Source organism: Streptomyces marincola, assembly GCF_020410765.1.
GTDB classification, from domain to species: Bacteria; Actinomycetota; Actinomycetes; order Streptomycetales; family Streptomycetaceae; genus Streptomyces; species Streptomyces marincola.
Genome location: NZ_CP084541.1, coordinates 1812827 through 1827723, shown reverse-complemented (window position 1 = coordinate 1827723; position 14897 = coordinate 1812827). Strand labels below are relative to the sequence as shown.

The window sequence follows — 14897 nt, the reverse complement described above, 5'->3', positions numbered from 1 at the left end:
GGTCCGGGTGGGACCGGCGGGGGCCGGGGTGTACCGCTGGTGGCGGCCTGCGCCCACGGTGGTGGGATCAGGCCAGCGACACGAGGTCGGCGTACTCGTCGTTCCAGAGGTCCTCGTCGCCGTCGGGGAGGATGAGGACCCGGTCGGGGCGCAGGGCCTCGACCGCCCCGCGGTCGTGCGTGACCATGACGATCGCGCCCGGGTAGTCGGACACGGCGCCGAGGACCTCGTCGCGCGAGAGCGGGTCCAGGTTGTTCGTGGGCTCGTCGAGCAGCAGCACGTTCGCGCCGGAGTGGACCAGGCAGGCCAGCGCGAGGCGGGTCTTCTCGCCGCCGGAGAGCACGCCGGTGGGCTTGTCGACATCGTCGCCGCGGAAGAGGAACGCGCCCAGCACCTGCCTGACCTCTCCGTGGGTCAGCTCGGGGGCCGCGGACGACAGCGCCTCGAACACCGTGCTGGTGGGCGCGAGGGTCTCGTGCTCCTGGGCGAAGTACCCCAGGCGCAGCCCGTGCCCGCGCACGACGTGCCCCCGGTCCGGCGTCAGTTCGCCGGCCAGGACCCGCAGCAGCGTGGTCTTGCCCGCGCCGTTGAGCCCCAGCACGACGACCCGGCTGCCCCGGTCGACGGCGAGGTCGATCCCGTCGAAGACGTGGTGCTCGCCGTACGCCTTGGCCAGCCCGGCCGCGGCCAGCGGAACGCGCCCGCACGGGGCCGGGACGGGCAGCCGCACGCGTGCCACGCGTTCGGCCCTGCGCACCGGCTCCAGCTCCCGCAGCATGGTGTCGGCGCGGCGGGCCATGTTCCGCGCGGCCACCGCGGTGGCGACGTGCGAGCGCATCTTCTCCGCCTGCGCGCGCAGCGCCGCCGCCTTGCGCTCGGCGTTGGCCCGCTCCCGCGCCCGCCGCCGCTCGGCCGCTTCGCGGTCGGTCCGGTAACGGCGCCAGCCGGTGTTGTACACGTCGAGCACGAGCCGTTCCGCGTCGACGTGGAAGACCCGGTTCGCCACGGCGGCCACAAGGTCCGTGTCGTGGCTGATCATCATCAGGCCGCCGGGGAAGCCCTTCAGGAAGTCGCGCAGCCAGGCGACGGAGTCGGCGTCGAGGTGGTTGGTCGGCTCGTCGAGCAGCAGCGTGTCCTGCTCGGCGAACAGGAGCCGGGCCAGCTCGACCCGTCTGCGCTGCCCGCCGGACAGCTCGCCGAGCCGCTGCGTGAGCACCCGGTCGGGCAGCCCGACGCCCGCGGTGACCTGGGCGGCGACGGCTTCGGCCGCGTAGCCTCCCAGGGCGTCGAACTCGTCCTGGGCCCTGGCATACGCGCGCATGGCCCGGTCCCGCTCGGCGTCGGACCCGGCCTCCGACATGGCGAGCTCCGCGGCGCGCAGCTCGGCGGTGACCCGGTCGAGGCCGCGCGCGGCCAGGACCCGGCCGCTGACCGTCTGGTCCTGGTCGGCTCCGCGCGGGTCCTGGGCGAGGTAACCGACCGGTCCCGTCGCCTGGATGGACCCGCCGACGGGCCGCAGCTCACCCGCCAGCGTGCGCATGAGCGTGGTCTTGCCCGCCCCGTTGCGCCCGACGAGGGCGACCCGGTCACCGGGGGTCACATGGAAACTGACGTCCGACAGCAGCAGACGCGCGCCGACACGAACATCGATATTGCGTACGGTAATCAAAGGGGACTCTCCGTGAGCTCCTCATGGCAGACCTGTCCTCTGGAAGGGAGCCAGGTCGCTAGGAGACGCGGGGAGTCGACATGTGCGTCATGGTAACGACCTGCGAACAGAACGTGCAAGACGAAGGTGCGCGGGCGTACGGAGCGGCGGTTCAGCCCGCGACGGCGCGCTCCGCCGGGGGCGCCGTGCGCGAGGCGCACACCGCCGCGGCGGCGCAGACGGCAGCCGCCGCCAGGCCGAGCACCGCCATGCCGGCGCCGAAGTCCAGGCCGCCGCCCTCGGTGGCGCCGACGATCACCCCGGCCGCGCTGGTGCCGAGCCCGGCCGCGGTCACGTCGCTGATCTGGAGTGCCGACGAATTCCTTCCTGTCTCGTCCTCGGCGGACTGGTCGAGCACGAGCACGCCCGTGGTGGGGACGCACACCCCCATGCCGAGACCGCCCACGATCCACAGCAGGTACACCGGCCACCCGGGCGCGCCCGGCAGGCTCAGGGCCGCCATTCCGGCGAAGCAGACCACCAGGGCCAGCAGCCCCCACCGCAGCAGCGACTGCCGGGAGACCGCGGTGATCCTGCCCTGCGCCTGGGCCCCCGCCCACCAGCCGAGCGCGCCCGCGAGCAGCGGCAGGCCCGAGGCGACGGTCCCGAAGCCGTGCAGGGTGACGAGGGTCAGCGGCACGATGGACTCCATGGCGTAGAACGGCCCCGCCAGCAGGCCGCGCACCGCCACCACGGAGGGAACGCCCCGACGCAGCCGCGTCGCCCCCCGGGGCAGCAGCTCGCGCAGCCCCGCGCCCAGGGCCAGCAGCCCGGCCCCAAGCGCGAGGACGGCGAGCACCGTCCGCCCGGCGACGACCGCGTTGCCCCCGGCCTGGAGCATGACGACCCCCACCCCGGCGAGCAGGGCGAACAGCGGCCGGCGCGACCCGTTCTCCGCCGAACGCCCCGGCGCGGGCGCCGTGCGCAGGGCCGGGAGCAGCGTCAGGCCGCCGGCCACCGCCACCGGCACCAGGCCGAGGAACACCCAGCGCCACCCGACGTGCGCGGTGATCGTGCCCGAGATCATCGGCCCGACCAGGGCGGGGAGCACGTAGGCCGTGGAGATGATGGCCAGCGCCTTGGGGCGCAGGTCGGGCGGGTAGACCATCGCCACCAGCTGGAACACCGCGATGGACGCGAGACCCACGCCGAACCCCTGCGCGCCCCGGCCCAGGACGAACACCGCCATGTGCCCGGCGGTCCCCGCCATCAGCAGCCCCGCGGTGAACACGGCGATGCCGGTGAGCAGCGGGGTGCGCGGCCCGACCCGGTCGCACCACTGGCCCGCCACGCCCAGGCCCACCAGGTTCATGACCAGGAAGGCGCTGTAGGGCCAGCCGAAGAAGGCGAGCCCGTCCAGGTCGCGCACCGCCGAGGGCATCGCCGTCGCGACCGCGATGCCCTCGAACGCGAAGATGCTGATCGCGACGGCCACGCCGACGCTGGTGAGCCGCCACTGCGGCGAGAACACGCTGGGGGAACGCTGCATGACCCTTAATCCGAAGCCTCAAGGCCCGCACGGGCGCACCGAGCCCCGGTGCCCTGCCGACCGCCGTCGTCGTCCTTGCGTGGCTGGACACTACAGGCGGTGGGTCACCTGCTTGACCCTCGTGTACGCCTCGAAGCCGTACCGCGAGAGGTCCTTGCCGTTGCCGGACTGGCGGAAGCCGCCGTGCGGCAGCTCCGAGGGGAACTGGAGGTGCGTGTTCACCCAGACGGTGCCGTAGTCCAGTTCGGCCGAGAGCCGCATCGCCTTGCGGTGGTCAGTGGTCCAGACCGCCGAAGCCAGGCCGTACGCCGAGGAGTTGGCCCGCCGCAGAGCCTCCGCCTCGTCGGCGCACCGCTCGACGGTGATCACGGGTCCGAAGACCTCCGTGCGGGTGATCTCGTCGTCCTCGCGCACGCCGGCGATGACGGTGGGGGCGTAGAACCAGCCGCGGTCGCCCACCCGGTGGCCGCCCGTCACCGCCCGGGCGTGCGGCGGCAGCCCGTCGAGGCAGGACTGCACGCGCGCCAGGTGCTCGGCGTTGTTCAGCGGCCCGTAGGCGGCGCCGGGGTCCGACGGCGGCCCTGGCCGCCGGGCCGACGCCTCCCGCACCAGCGCCTCCAGCAGCCGGTCGTGCAGCGCGTCGGTCACCAGGACCCGGCTGGCGGCCGTGCAGTCCTGTCCCGCGTTGGTGAACGCGCCGGTGACGATCGTCCGCACGGCCTCGTCGAGGTCGGCGTCGTCGCAGACCAGGACCGGGGTCTTGCCGCCCAGTTCCAGGTGGGTGCGTTTGAGCGTGGCGGCGGCGCGGGTGGCCACGTCCACGCCGGCCGCGACCGAACCGGTCAGCGAGACCGCGGCGGGCACCGGGTGCTCGACCATGAGCCGCCCCGTGTCCGGGCCGCCGCACACGACGTTGAGCACGCCGGGCGGCAGGATGCTCGTGGCGATGTCGGCCAGCAGCAGCGCCGACGACGGGGTGGTCTCGGCGGGCTTGAGCACGACGGTGTTCCCCGCGGCGATCGCCGGCGCCGACTTGAGCACCGCCATCAGCATGGGGAAGTTCCACGGCGCGAGCTGCGCGCAGACTCCGACCGGTTCGCGCCGGGTGTAGGAGGTGTGGCCGGGCGCGTACTCGCCGCCCGCCACGCCGTCGAGCAGCCGCGCGGCACCGGCGAAGAAGCGCAGCTCGTCGACGATTACGCCGATCTCGCCGCCGGCGTGCCGGCTTCCGGTGTCGCCGAGTTCGGCCTCGGCGAACTCGGCGGCCCGCCCGGCGGCGGCGTCCGCGAGGTCGAGCAGGGCCGACTGGCGCTCGGCGGGCGTGGTCCGCGACCACTCGCCGAAGGCCGAGGCCGCCGCGCGCATGGCGCGGTCGACGTCCTCGGCGCCGGTACAGGGCGCGCGCAGGTGGGCTTCGCCGGTACACGGGTCGAGCAGGTCCCTGTACTCGGTGCCCGCCGCGGCTTCCGCGCGCTTGCCGTCGATGACGTTGCGCAGGGTGGGCGGGGCTGGTGCTGTCACGGGGCTCTCCTGAGGGTTCGGCCGGTGGGGTGGTCGGGCGCGGGCGGCGTTCAGTCGCCGCCGGTGACCTGGAGGGAGGTGAAGCCGTGGAAGCCCAGGTTGTTGTTCCAGTTGGCCTCCTGCCGCGGCACCCGCAGCTCCGGCCACCTGCGGTAGAGGCTGCTCAGCGCGATCCTGGTCGTCTGGCGCACCAGCGGGTCGCCGAAGCACAGGTGCCTGCCGATGCCGAACGTCAGGTGCCGGTTGGGCAGCGGCCGGTCGAGGACCAGTTCGTCCGGCCGGTCGAAGACCTCGGGGTCGCGGTTGGCCGAGGCCACGTACAGCAGCAGGGGCTGCCCCTTGGCCAGCGGCATGACGGTCCCGTCCGATGCGGTGTACTCGAACGCCTCGGCCGCGATCCGCCCGACGAACGACACCGGTGTGCACAGGCGCAGGAGTTCCTCGACCGCGGGACCCACGGTCTCGGGGTGCAGCAGCAGGTTCCGCTCGCTCACGGGGTGGTCGGCGAGGGCGTGCACGCAGTTGCCGATGAGGTAGCGGATCGACGCGACGCCCGCGAACAGCAGCAGCGCCGCCTGCGCGACGACGTCGCGCTCGGAGAACCGGTGCCCGCGCACCCGGGCCTCCCGGAGCTGGTGCAGCAGCCCGCCCTCGGCGCGCGAGAGGCGCGCGTTCTCCTCGGAAGCGAGGAAGTCCGCGAGCTGCCGGGTGCTCTCCCTGGTCCGGCGCAGGTGGTCCACCGTGACGGAGGTCGAGCCGAAGAGGTGGGCGATGTCGTCGGTCCAGCGGTTGAGGTCGGCGTGCCGCTCCACCGGGACACCGAGCACGTCGGCGATCACCATGGCGGGTAACGGGAACGCGAACTCCCCGATGAGGTCGAACCCCTTGGGATCCACCCGGTCGAGCAGTCCGTCGACGAGGCCCTGGATACGCGGTTCGAGGTACTCGTCCGTGAACGGCACGTAGCTCCGGTTGGCCTGCCTGCGGTTGCGGGTGTGCTCGGCGCCGTCGTGGAACGCCAGCCAGCGGCTGTACACGTCGAGCATGTCCGCGAACTCCTCGCGCTGTTCGGGCGGGAGGAAGCGCAGGGGGACCGCGGAGCGGGCGTTGGACAGCCGCTCGTCCTTCATCAGCCCGGCGCAGTCCGCGTAGCGGAACATCAGCCAGGTGCCGCCGAAGATCGACTCGGACAGGTGGGCCGGGCGGTGTTCGCGCATCTGTGCGTAGAACGGAAACGGGTCCTCGATGTACTGGAACCGATTATGAGAGAAGTCGTCGACGGATACGAAGTCAAGCGACATGGAGGTGACTCCCGAGAAGTGGGGTGGGACATCCGGTCCTGTCGGAGCAAGAATCCGTGGCTCGCTCGTCCTCACCGTAGGGCAGGTCTCGGTGGCATCTCAAGGTCGCGATGGCCGGTGCTTCTTTTTATGGGCCCGAGGCAGGTCCTGCATGCCGATGCGGGGATTCTCCGGTCGATCCAGGTGAACCCGGTGAATTCCCCGCCCCGGGCGGTGCGGTGCACCGGGCCGCGGGCGCCCGCCCCGGGGGCCGGGGCGTCGCGGAGGCGGGCGCGGGGGCCCGTCGCAGCGGGTGGTCACGCACTTGCGCGCCGAAGTCACTGCCTTTAGCATGAAGTTGTTACCGGCCTCCGGGGCCGTCCCATGCCAGGGGCAAGGCGATCCGGACTGGTCGGCCGACGAGCGGCACCCTGTGGTCTGGCGGGACCCGGCGCCCTCGTCCCGCGATGGATCTTCGACGCGATTGCCCGGCGGGGGCCGCGCGTATACCTGCTTTTCACAGTGCGTTCACGCTTCGCAATTTCCACGACAGGCGGCTGCTGAATGCACAGCATTTATGCCCAGTCATGGGATTTTTCTCGGAGGAGGGGTTCGTGTCCTTCGGAGTCGATGGTTCCGCGCGCGCGGTCGGTCGTCGTGCGTTTATTGACGACGATGTGCTCGGCGACGAGTTCGACCGCGTCTTCCATCCTTCCTGGCAGCTTCTCGGATTTGCCGACGAGGTGCGAGAACCCGGCGATTACATCGTGCGCACCCTCGGCAGGGACGAAGTCGTCGTCATGCGGGGTGAGGACGGAGTCGTGCGTGCGCTGCACAATTCCTGCACCCATCGCGGCACCCGCCTGTGCCGCGCGAGCCTGGGCAACGCCGCGCACCTGCGGTGCAGTTACCACGGATGGACGTTCGCCAACGACGGCCGGCTGGTCGGCGTGCCCGCGCTCAGGTCGGCCTACCCGGCGGACTTCGACCCCGGCGGGCACGGCCTGCCCACCGCGCGCGTCGAGGACCGGCGCGGGTTCCTCTTCGCCACGTGGGACGCCGAGGCCCCGGGACTCGATGAGTACCTGGGGGAGATCGGCTGGTACCTCGACGCCTTCCTCGACTGCGGGGCCGGGCAGTGGGAGGTGTGGGGGCCGCCGCAGCGGGTGCGCACCAGGGGCAACTGGAAGATACCCACGGACAACTTCGCGGGCGACGGCTACCACATGCGCACCACCCACCAGATCGCGCTCCAGCAGGGCATCTACGGTGACACGCTGGCCGACGGCACCCGGGGGCGCTCGGGAACCGACCTCGTCGCGGTCAACATCGCCACCCCGGGCGGCCACAGCGTGCGGGCCGGGTACGTCGTCGAGAGCGGGCGTTCGATCGAGGACCGGGACCTGGCCGCCCCCGAGTTCCCCGGCTACCCGCCCGAGCGCTGGGCCGAACTGGCCGCCGCGCAGACCCCGGAGCAGGTGCGGTTCACCTCCCACTGCGAGGTCGCGCACGGGGTGCTGTTCCCCAACACCGTGTTCCTCAGCGTCGCGCACGACCGCGCGGTGGGCGAGGACACCGATCCGCTGACGCGCTTCCTCGTGGTCCGCGCCCACGTGCCGATCAGCGCGCGCGAGACCGAGTGCCTGTACTGGACGCTCGTGCCCACCGCGATGGACCCCGAGTGGCGGCAGCGCTCCTACCGCTTCCAGGCCAGGACCCAGTCGGCCGGAGGAATCCTGTTCGAGATGGACGACTTCGAGAACTTCGCCCGGATCGACGCGGCCCTGGCCCGCTCGGCGCCGGACCGGGGAGCGCCCGTCGACCTCAGCCTCGGCGCCGACCGGGGCGTTCCGGCCAAGGACTTCCCCGGCCCGGCGCGGGCCGAGGTGGGCACCCTGAGCGAGCACAACCAGCGCGCCTTCTACCGGCGCTGGGCCGAGCTGATGGGGGAACTGCCGTGACCGGCGCGCCGGACGGGCGTTCCCCGGCACACGCCGCCACCCGCCCCGAGGACCTGGCCGACGGCCCGTTCCCCGAGCGGGGCGAGCGACGTGCCGCCCTCGACCAGGAGATCGCCGCCGTGCTCGCGGACGAGGGCGCCGCGCTGGACGAGGGGGAGCACCAGCTGTGGCTCGACATGCTCGACCCGGCGTTCCGCTACGAGATCCCCGTGCCGCTGCTGCGGGAGGACCCCGCGCTGCCCCGGCACAGCGCGTCCGCCGTGCTGTTCGAGGCCACCAAGCGGGTCTTCGAGCTGAAGCTCGGCCGGGCCGGACTGCTCCAGGCGTGGTCGGACCGGCCCGCCACCACGACGCGGCACTTCCTCGGCGCGGTCCGGGTGTTCGACGCGCCCGCGCCCGGGGTGGTGCGGGCCGACGCCAACCTGCTGGTCACCAGCAACCGCGGAGCCGAGCACGCCGTGCTCGTCAGCACCGCGCGCCACGACCTGCTCCGCGAGCACCGCGGGCGCTGGGTGCTGCTGCGCAGGCGTGTCCTGCTCGATGTGGAGGTCGCCACCCATGAACAACTGTCCGTCATCTTCTGAGTCCGGGCAGCCCGCGGACACCCCGCTGTGCCGGGTGTCGTGCGAGTCGGCGTCGGTCGCCGTCCTGCTGCACCGCACGGGCAACGGCCGGCGGCTGCTTCTGGTGTCCGAGCGCACCGGGCTCAGCACGCTGCTCGACGCGACGGTCCTGGACGCGCTGTGCTCCCTGACCCCCGAGGCGGCCACCGCCCTGGTGCGCGCGGCGGTGCAGGAGAGGACGACCACGTGACCGCCGTCGCGTTCGAGCACACCGCGCCCGGGACCGTCGAAGGCGTGCTCCGCGCGCTCGACGCCCCCGGGCGGACGGTCGCGCCGCTCGCGGGCGGCCAGAGCCTGGTCCCGCTGCTGACCCGCCGCGAGGTGCGCCCCGACGTGGTCGTGGACCTGAACGCGGTCTCCGGCCTCGCCGGGATCGGCATCGGACCCGTCCGGGTCAGGATCGGCGCGATGACCAGGCTGCGCGATCTGGAACGGCACGCGGAACTGGCCGCCGTCCTGCCGGTGCTGTCCTCGGCCGCCGCCCGCGTGGCCCACCCGCACATCCGCGCGCGTGCCACGCTCGGCGGCTCCCTCTGCCACGCGGCGCCCGGCGCCGAACTGCCCGCGGTCGCCGCCGCGCTGGGCGCCGACATCGTGCTGCGCTCGGCGCGCCGCGTGCGGTCCGTCCCCGCGGCGCGGTTCCTCACCGGCGCGCACACCACCGTGCGCGCGCCGGACGAGGTGGTGACCGGGCTCGTCTTTCCCCGCGGCGGCGAACTCGCCTACACCTTCCACGAGTTCGCGACGCGCGGCGACTCCGGCTATCCCGTCGCCTGCCTGTGCCTCGGGCTGCGGACAGCCGACGGCGCCATCCGGGCCGCGCGCGTCGTGGCGGCCGGCTGCGGCCCTGTTCCGCTGCGCCTGCCCGGGGTCGAGGCCCGGCTCACGGGCCGCCCCGTCGCGGGACCGCACCCCGGCCTGGTCGCCTCGGTCGTCGCGGAGGCGGCCGGCGGCCCCCGACCGGCGGACGAGGACCGGGAGCACCGCGCGGAGGTCGTCGGCGTCCTGCTCGCCCGCGCCCTGGCGGACCGCGCCGGAACGGAGGAGCGATGAACGTCCGGACGATCACGATCCGGGTCAACGGCGTCGCGCGGACCGGCGCCACCGAGCACCGCACCACCCTCGCCGAGCACCTGCGCACCGAACTGCGCCTGACCGGCACGCACATCGGCTGCGGGACCGGCGACTGCGGCGCCTGCGTGGTGCTGCTCGACGGCGAGCCGGTGTGCTCCTGCCTGCTGCTCGCGGTGCAGGCCGACGGACGCGAGGTCACCACCGTCGAGGGCCTGGCGAAACAGGGCGAACTCGCGCCCGAGCAGCGCGCGCTCGTCGAGGAGCACGGGCTCCAGTGCGGGTTCTGCGTCCCCGGCCTGCTCGTGCGGATGGCCCACGCCGCCGCCCGGGGCCGGGGCGAGGCGGACGTGCTAGCCGGGCACCTGTGCCGGTGCACCGGCTACGAGGGTATCCGCGCCGCGGTGCGCAGGGTCACGGGGGACCGGGGGGCCGACCGGTGACCGGGGGGAACCGCCACATCGGCAGGCCCGTTCCCCCGCCCCACCACGACCGGCTCGTGCGCGGGAACGGCCGCTACCTCGCGGACCTGCGCGCCGACGCGGTGCTGCACGCGGCGTTCGTGCGCAGCCCGCTCGCGCACGCGCACGTCGTCCGCTTCGACGCCACGGCCGCCAGGAACGACCCCCGCTGCGCCCTCGTGCTCGGGCCCCGCGAGCTGGCCGAGCGCACCGCGCCGATCCCCGCGGTCTGGCTCCTGCCGGGCCAGCCGGAGGACACCATCCCCGTCGCCGTCGGCACCGCCCGTTACGCCGGGCAGCCGCTGGGCGTCGTCGTCGCGGACTCGCCGGGCGCGGCCGAGGACCTGGCAGAGGCCGTGCGGCTCGAACTCGACCCGCTGCCCCCGGTGCCGACGCTCGCCGCCGCGCTGGCCGAGGGCGCCCCGCCGGTCGTGCCCGGCACGCCGGGCAACGAGGCCGGCCGCGTCCGCCACGGCTCGCCCCCGGCGGACATCGCCGCGGCACTCGCCCGCGCGGCCCTGGTCGTCGAACGCGAGTTCACGCTGCCGCGGGTGAACCACGCGCCGCTCGAACCGCGCGGCGTGCTGGCCGAGTTCGACGCCGGAACCGGCCTGCTCACCGTGCGCGCCAGCAGCCAGGGCCCGCACGCGATGCGGCAGGACCTGTGCGCGGTGCTCGGCCTGCGCGCCGACCGCGTCCGCGTCATCGCGCCCGACGTGGGCGGTTCGTTCGGCAGCAAGGTCCTGCTCTACCCGGACGAGGCGATGGTGTGCGCCGCCGCCGTCGCCCTGGGGGCCGCGGTGCGCTGGGTCGAGACCCGCGCGGAGAACTTCACCGGCGCCTACCAGGGCCGCGGCCAGCGGACCACGGCGCGCCTCGCGGTCGGCGAGGACGGCCGCTTCCTCGCGTTCGACGCGCACATCCTGGCCGACCTGGGCGCGTACGCCACCCAGGCGGGCAGCGGCCCCTACCAGGTCGCCGCCCTGACCCTCCAGGGCCCCTACCACGTGGAGGCCGCCGCGGCCACCGTCACCGGCGTGTACACCACCCGCGTCCCCACCGGCGCCTACCGCGGCTACGGCATGCAGGAGGCGACGTTCGTCAGGGAACGCCTCATCGACGAGGCAGCCCGCGAACTCGCCCTCCCACCGGTCGAGTTGCGCGAACGCAACCTCATCCGCCCGCACGAGCTGCCCCACACCACGCACACCGGACTCACCTACGACAGCGGCGACTACGGCGCCGCGCTGCGCCGCGCGGTCGCCCTGTCCCGGCGTGAGGCCGCGCCCGACCCGCCGTGGGTGCGCCGGGGCACCGCCGCCGTGGCGGCCGTGGAGATCAGCGCGTTCGCGCCCTCCGCGCTCCTTGAGGCGCTCGACATCGCCTGGAGCGGCTGGGAAGGGGTGCGGCTGCGCGTCAACCACGACGGGACGAGCACCGTGTACGCCGGGGTGACGGCGGTCGGGCAGGGCATCGAGACCAGCCTGGCGCAGATCGCGGCGGACGGGCTCGGCATCCCCCTGGACTGGGTGCGGGTCGAACTCGGCGACACCGACACCGCCCCGCACTCCGACCTGTCCTCCCAGGCCAGCCGGGCCGTGACGCTCGCGGGCGGCGCGCTCGTCCTCGCCGCCCGGCGGCTCGCGGACCGCATGAGGGCGCTGGCCGCCGGCTTCCTCGGCACGGAACCCGAGCACGTGACCCAGCGGGTCGCGCCCGACGCCGTTCCGACATCCCCCGACGCCGCCTTCCACGGCCCCGACGGCGCGTGGATCACGTGGCGCGAGGTCGCCCACCGCGGCTACCGGGGCTGGGGGAGAAGGGACAGGACCGACCCGGTCCGGCTGGAGGAAGCGGTGGACTTCGACCCGCCGAGCCTCACGTTCGCGCACGGCGCGCACGCCGCCGAGGTCGCGGTCGACCTCGGGACCGGCCGCGTCACCGTGGCGGGCTACTGGGCCGTGCACGACAGCGGCGTGCTGGTCAACCCGCTGATCGCGCACGGCCAGACCGTCGGGGGCATCGCCCAGGGCCTCGGGCAGGCGCTCACCGAGGAGTCCGCGGCCGACGCCGAGGGCCGGCCCCTGACCCGGTCGTTCCGCGAATACACGCTCCCCGCCGCCCAGGACGTGCCCGACGACCTCGTCGTCGAGCACACGAGCACGCCGAGCGACGCGATCCCCGGCGGCTTCAAGGGGCTCGGCGAGGGCGGCACCATCCTGCCGCCCGCGGCGGTCGCGTGCGCCGTCGCCGCCGCGGTGCCCGAGATCGCGCACACCCTGACCACGCTCCCGCTCACCCCCGCGCGCGTCCGCGCGGCCCTCAGGGCGGCGGGCATCACTGCGGAAGGCGGAACCCGATGACCCGGCGGAACGAGGCGACGACGGTACGCGAAGCCGTGTTCGACCTGCTGCGCGCGGAGGGCATGACCACGGTCTTCGGCAACCCCGGATCGCTCGAACTCCCCATGCTGCGCGACTTCCCCGACGACTTCCGCTACGTCCTCGGCCTCCAGGAGTCGGTCGTGGTGGGGATGGCCGACGGGTACGCGCAGGCCACGCACCGCCCCGTGCTCGTCAACCTGCACGCCGCCGCCGGCGTTGGCCACGCGATGGGCGCGCTGTTCACCGCGCGCCGCAACCGCACGCCCCTGGTGGTCGTCGCGGGACAGCAGGCGCGCTCCCTGCTCGAAGGCCACCCGTACCTGCTGTCCGAGGACGCCACGACGCTCCCGCGCCCCTACGTCAAACTCAGCCGCGAACCCGCCCGCGCCGAGGACGTGCCGGCGGCCATCGCCAGGGCCAGGCACCTCGCGACCGCGCCGCCCGCCGGGCCCGTGCTCGTCTCCGTGCCCAGCGACGACTGGGACCGGCCCGCGGAACCCGTCCTGCTCCGGCGCGCGAGCACCACCTACGCGGCGGACCCGGGACTGCTCGCCCGCGCCGGCCAGGCGCTGGCGTCCGCCGCCTCGCCCGTGCTGATCGCGGGGGCGGGGGTCGACCGCGAGGGGGCCGTGCCCGATCTCGTGGCACTGGCCGAGGCGCACCACGCGCCGGTCTGGGCCGAACCGATGTCCCACCGCTGCGCCTTCCCCGAACGGCACCCGCTGTTCGCCGGCTTCCTGCCGCCGGTGCGCGAGGAGATCGTGCGCACCCTCGCGGGACACGACGTGGTGCTGTCGGTGGGCGCGCCGGTGTTCACCTACCACGTGCCCGGCGCGGGACCGCACCTGCCACCGGGCGCCGACCTCTACCTCCTCACCGACGACCCCGAGCAGGCCGCCTGGTGCCCGGGCGGAACGGCCGTCATCACCGGCCTGGCGCCCGCGCTGCGCTCCCTGGGCGCCCACCCGCCCCTGCGCCCGCGCACCCCGCCGCCCGCCCGCCCCCGCCCCGCGCCGCCCGCGCCCGCCACGAGCGCGATCACCCAGGCGCACCTCGTGCACGCCCTCGCCGAGGAACGCCCCCCGGGGTGCGTCCTGGTGGAAGAGGCGCCGGGGACCCGCCCGTTGATGTGCGAGCACCTGCCCAACCTCGGGCCCGAGACCTTCTACACCACCGCGAGCGGCGCGCTGGGCCACGGGCTCCCCGCGGCCGTCGGCATCGCGCTCGGCAGGCCGGGCACACGCGTGGTCGCCGTCGTGGGCGACGGCTCCGCCATGTACGCCGTCCAGGCCCTGTGGTCGGCCGCACAGCTGCGCCTCCCGCTCACCGTCATCGTGGTGAACAACCGCCGCTACGCCACCGTCGAGGGCTTCGCCGAACGCTTCGGCATGGCCAAGCCCGTGGGCACGGCGCTCGACGGCCTCGACTTCGCCGCGCTCGGCGCGGCCCAGGGCTGCGCGGGCGGCAGGGTCGAGGACCCCGCCGCCCTGGTCCCGGCGCTGCGCACCGCGCTCACGGCCGCGGGGCCTTACGTGCTCGACGTCGTGGTGGACAGGTGAGCCCCGCCCCACCGGACGGCGGCCTGCCGGACGGCGCCCTACCGGACGGCGAGTCCGCCGTCGGGCCGCAGCACCTCGCCGGTCATGCCCGCGGCCATCGGGGACGCGAGGAACCGGTACAGCGGGGCGATGTCCTCAGGACTCAGCAGCGCACCCAGGGGGTTGAACTCCCGCACCGTCGCCGCGATGGCGTCGGCGTCCGCGAAGACATCCCGGCCGTCCGTGGTGCGCAGCCCGGTCACGACGCCGCCGGGAGCCACGGCGTTGACCCGGACCGCGGGCGCGAGGTCGGCGGCCAGGTGGCGCACCACTCCGAGCGCGGCGTGCTTGGCGGCCGTGTACGCGACGCCCGCGCCGTTGCCGCGCACGACGAAGGACGCGTCGGAGAGCGTGAAGACCATCGACCCGCCGCTGCCGGCGAGCGGCCCGGCGGCGGCCCGCGCCCCGAGCAGGTAGCCGACGACGTCCACGTCGAGGACGTGCCGCGCCACCTCGGCCAGCTCGGCCCCGGAGAGGTCGCGCACCCCGGAACCGCCGTCGTGCACACCGGCGTTGCCGACGAACAGGTCAAGACCGCCGAACCGCGACAGCGCCACGTCGACCACTTCCTGATGGGCGTCCGGGTCGCGGACGTCGCCGGACACCCACCGCACGCGGTCGGTGCCGCCGCTGTCCCCGGCGTCCTCCGGAACGTCGCGGTCGAGCACCGCGACCCGGTAGCCGTGCGCCGCCAGGTCGGCGACCACGGCCCGCCCGATCCCGGAGGAGCCGCCCGTCACCACGGCGACCGGTTCCCGTTCTCCCCGCCCGCCACCGCCGACCGTCATCCCACTGCCTCCT

General features: G+C 74.5%; 12 protein-coding genes. 7 read left to right on the top strand and 5 right to left on the bottom strand.

Annotated features, from left to right (window positions below; genetic code table 11):
• Window positions 1-67: 67 nt before the first annotated feature.
• The 4 genes from LC193_RS07825 to LC193_RS07810 all read right to left on the bottom strand — a co-directional run bounded on the left by LC193_RS07825 (window position 68) and on the right by LC193_RS07810 (window position 6019).
• A complete protein-coding gene (locus LC193_RS07825) occupies window positions 68-1669 on the bottom strand; it encodes an ABC-F family ATP-binding cassette domain-containing protein (protein WP_226072837.1) in 1602 nt (533 codons plus the stop codon).
• A 151-nt stretch (window positions 1670-1820) separates the two neighbouring features.
• Complete coding sequence (locus LC193_RS07820) at window positions 1821-3197, bottom strand: MFS transporter (protein ID WP_226072836.1); 1377 nt, start codon at window positions 3195-3197, stop codon at window positions 1821-1823.
• 90 nt (window positions 3198-3287) lie between these two features.
• Window positions 3288-4718: an aldehyde dehydrogenase family protein gene (locus LC193_RS07815; RefSeq protein WP_226072835.1), complete on the bottom strand. Its 1431-nt coding sequence runs from the start codon at window positions 4716-4718 to the stop codon at window positions 3288-3290.
• A 50-nt stretch (window positions 4719-4768) separates the two neighbouring features.
• Window positions 4769-6019 carry a cytochrome P450 gene (locus LC193_RS07810; RefSeq protein ID WP_226072834.1) on the bottom strand — a complete coding sequence of 417 codons (1251 nt, stop codon included), beginning with the start codon at window positions 6017-6019 and terminating at the stop codon, window positions 4769-4771.
• Window positions 6020-6612: 593 nt separating this feature from the next.
• Between LC193_RS07810 and LC193_RS07805 the strand changes: the two genes are divergently transcribed.
• The 7 genes from LC193_RS07805 to mdlC are packed head-to-tail and all read left to right on the top strand — an operon-like array spanning window position 6613 to window position 14057.
• A complete protein-coding gene (locus LC193_RS07805; protein ID WP_226072833.1) occupies window positions 6613-7959 on the top strand; it encodes an aromatic ring-hydroxylating oxygenase subunit alpha in 1347 nt (448 codons plus the stop codon).
• Window positions 7956-8543 (top strand): aromatic-ring-hydroxylating dioxygenase subunit beta, encoded by a 588-nt coding sequence (locus LC193_RS07800; RefSeq protein WP_226072832.1) that lies wholly within the window; start codon window positions 7956-7958, stop codon window positions 8541-8543. The genes LC193_RS07805 and LC193_RS07800 overlap by 4 nt, the downstream gene beginning before the upstream one ends.
• A complete protein-coding gene (locus tag LC193_RS07795; RefSeq protein ID WP_226072831.1) occupies window positions 8518-8772 on the top strand; it encodes a hypothetical protein in 255 nt (84 codons plus the stop codon). The genes LC193_RS07800 and LC193_RS07795 overlap by 26 nt, the downstream gene beginning before the upstream one ends.
• Window positions 8769-9635, top strand: a complete 867-nt coding sequence (locus tag LC193_RS07790; RefSeq protein WP_226072830.1) for an FAD binding domain-containing protein — start codon at window positions 8769-8771, stop codon at window positions 9633-9635. Before LC193_RS07795 ends, LC193_RS07790 begins: the two co-directional genes overlap by 4 nt.
• A complete protein-coding gene (locus tag LC193_RS07785) occupies window positions 9632-10096 on the top strand; it encodes a (2Fe-2S)-binding protein (protein ID WP_226072828.1) in 465 nt (154 codons plus the stop codon). The genes LC193_RS07790 and LC193_RS07785 overlap by 4 nt, the downstream gene beginning before the upstream one ends.
• Entirely contained in the window at window positions 10093-12477 is a 2385-nt protein-coding gene (locus tag LC193_RS07780) for a xanthine dehydrogenase family protein molybdopterin-binding subunit (RefSeq protein ID WP_226072826.1), read from the top strand. The genes LC193_RS07785 and LC193_RS07780 overlap by 4 nt, the downstream gene beginning before the upstream one ends.
• Entirely contained in the window at window positions 12474-14057 is a 1584-nt protein-coding gene (gene mdlC / locus LC193_RS07775) for a benzoylformate decarboxylase (RefSeq protein WP_226072824.1), read from the top strand. Before LC193_RS07780 ends, mdlC begins: the two co-directional genes overlap by 4 nt.
• Window positions 14058-14095: 38 nt before the next feature.
• Here the strand turns inward: mdlC and LC193_RS07770 are convergent, their stop codons facing one another.
• Window positions 14096-14884 (bottom strand): SDR family oxidoreductase, encoded by a 789-nt coding sequence (locus LC193_RS07770; protein ID WP_226072822.1) that lies wholly within the window; start codon window positions 14882-14884, stop codon window positions 14096-14098.
• Window positions 14885-14897 lie beyond the last annotated feature (13 nt).

Excerpts from the sequence above, each read along its gene's own strand:
- mdlC (WP_226072824.1), top strand. The coding sequence starts at position 12,474 with ATGACCCGGCGGAACGAGGCGACGACGGTACGCGAAGCCGTGTTCGAC.
- LC193_RS07785 (WP_226072828.1), top strand. The coding sequence starts at position 9,632 with ATGAACGTCCGGACGATCACGATCCGGGTCAACGGCGTCGCGCGGACC.
- LC193_RS07820 (WP_226072836.1), bottom strand. The coding sequence starts at position 3,197 with ATGCAGCGTTCCCCCAGCGTGTTCTCGCCGCAGTGGCGGCTCACCAGC.
- LC193_RS07770 (WP_226072822.1), bottom strand. The coding sequence starts at position 14,884 with ATGACGGTCGGCGGTGGCGGGCGGGGAGAACGGGAACCGGTCGCCGTG.
- LC193_RS07810 (WP_226072834.1), bottom strand. The coding sequence starts at position 6,019 with ATGTCGCTTGACTTCGTATCCGTCGACGACTTCTCTCATAATCGGTTC.
- LC193_RS07795 (WP_226072831.1), top strand. The coding sequence starts at position 8,518 with ATGAACAACTGTCCGTCATCTTCTGAGTCCGGGCAGCCCGCGGACACC.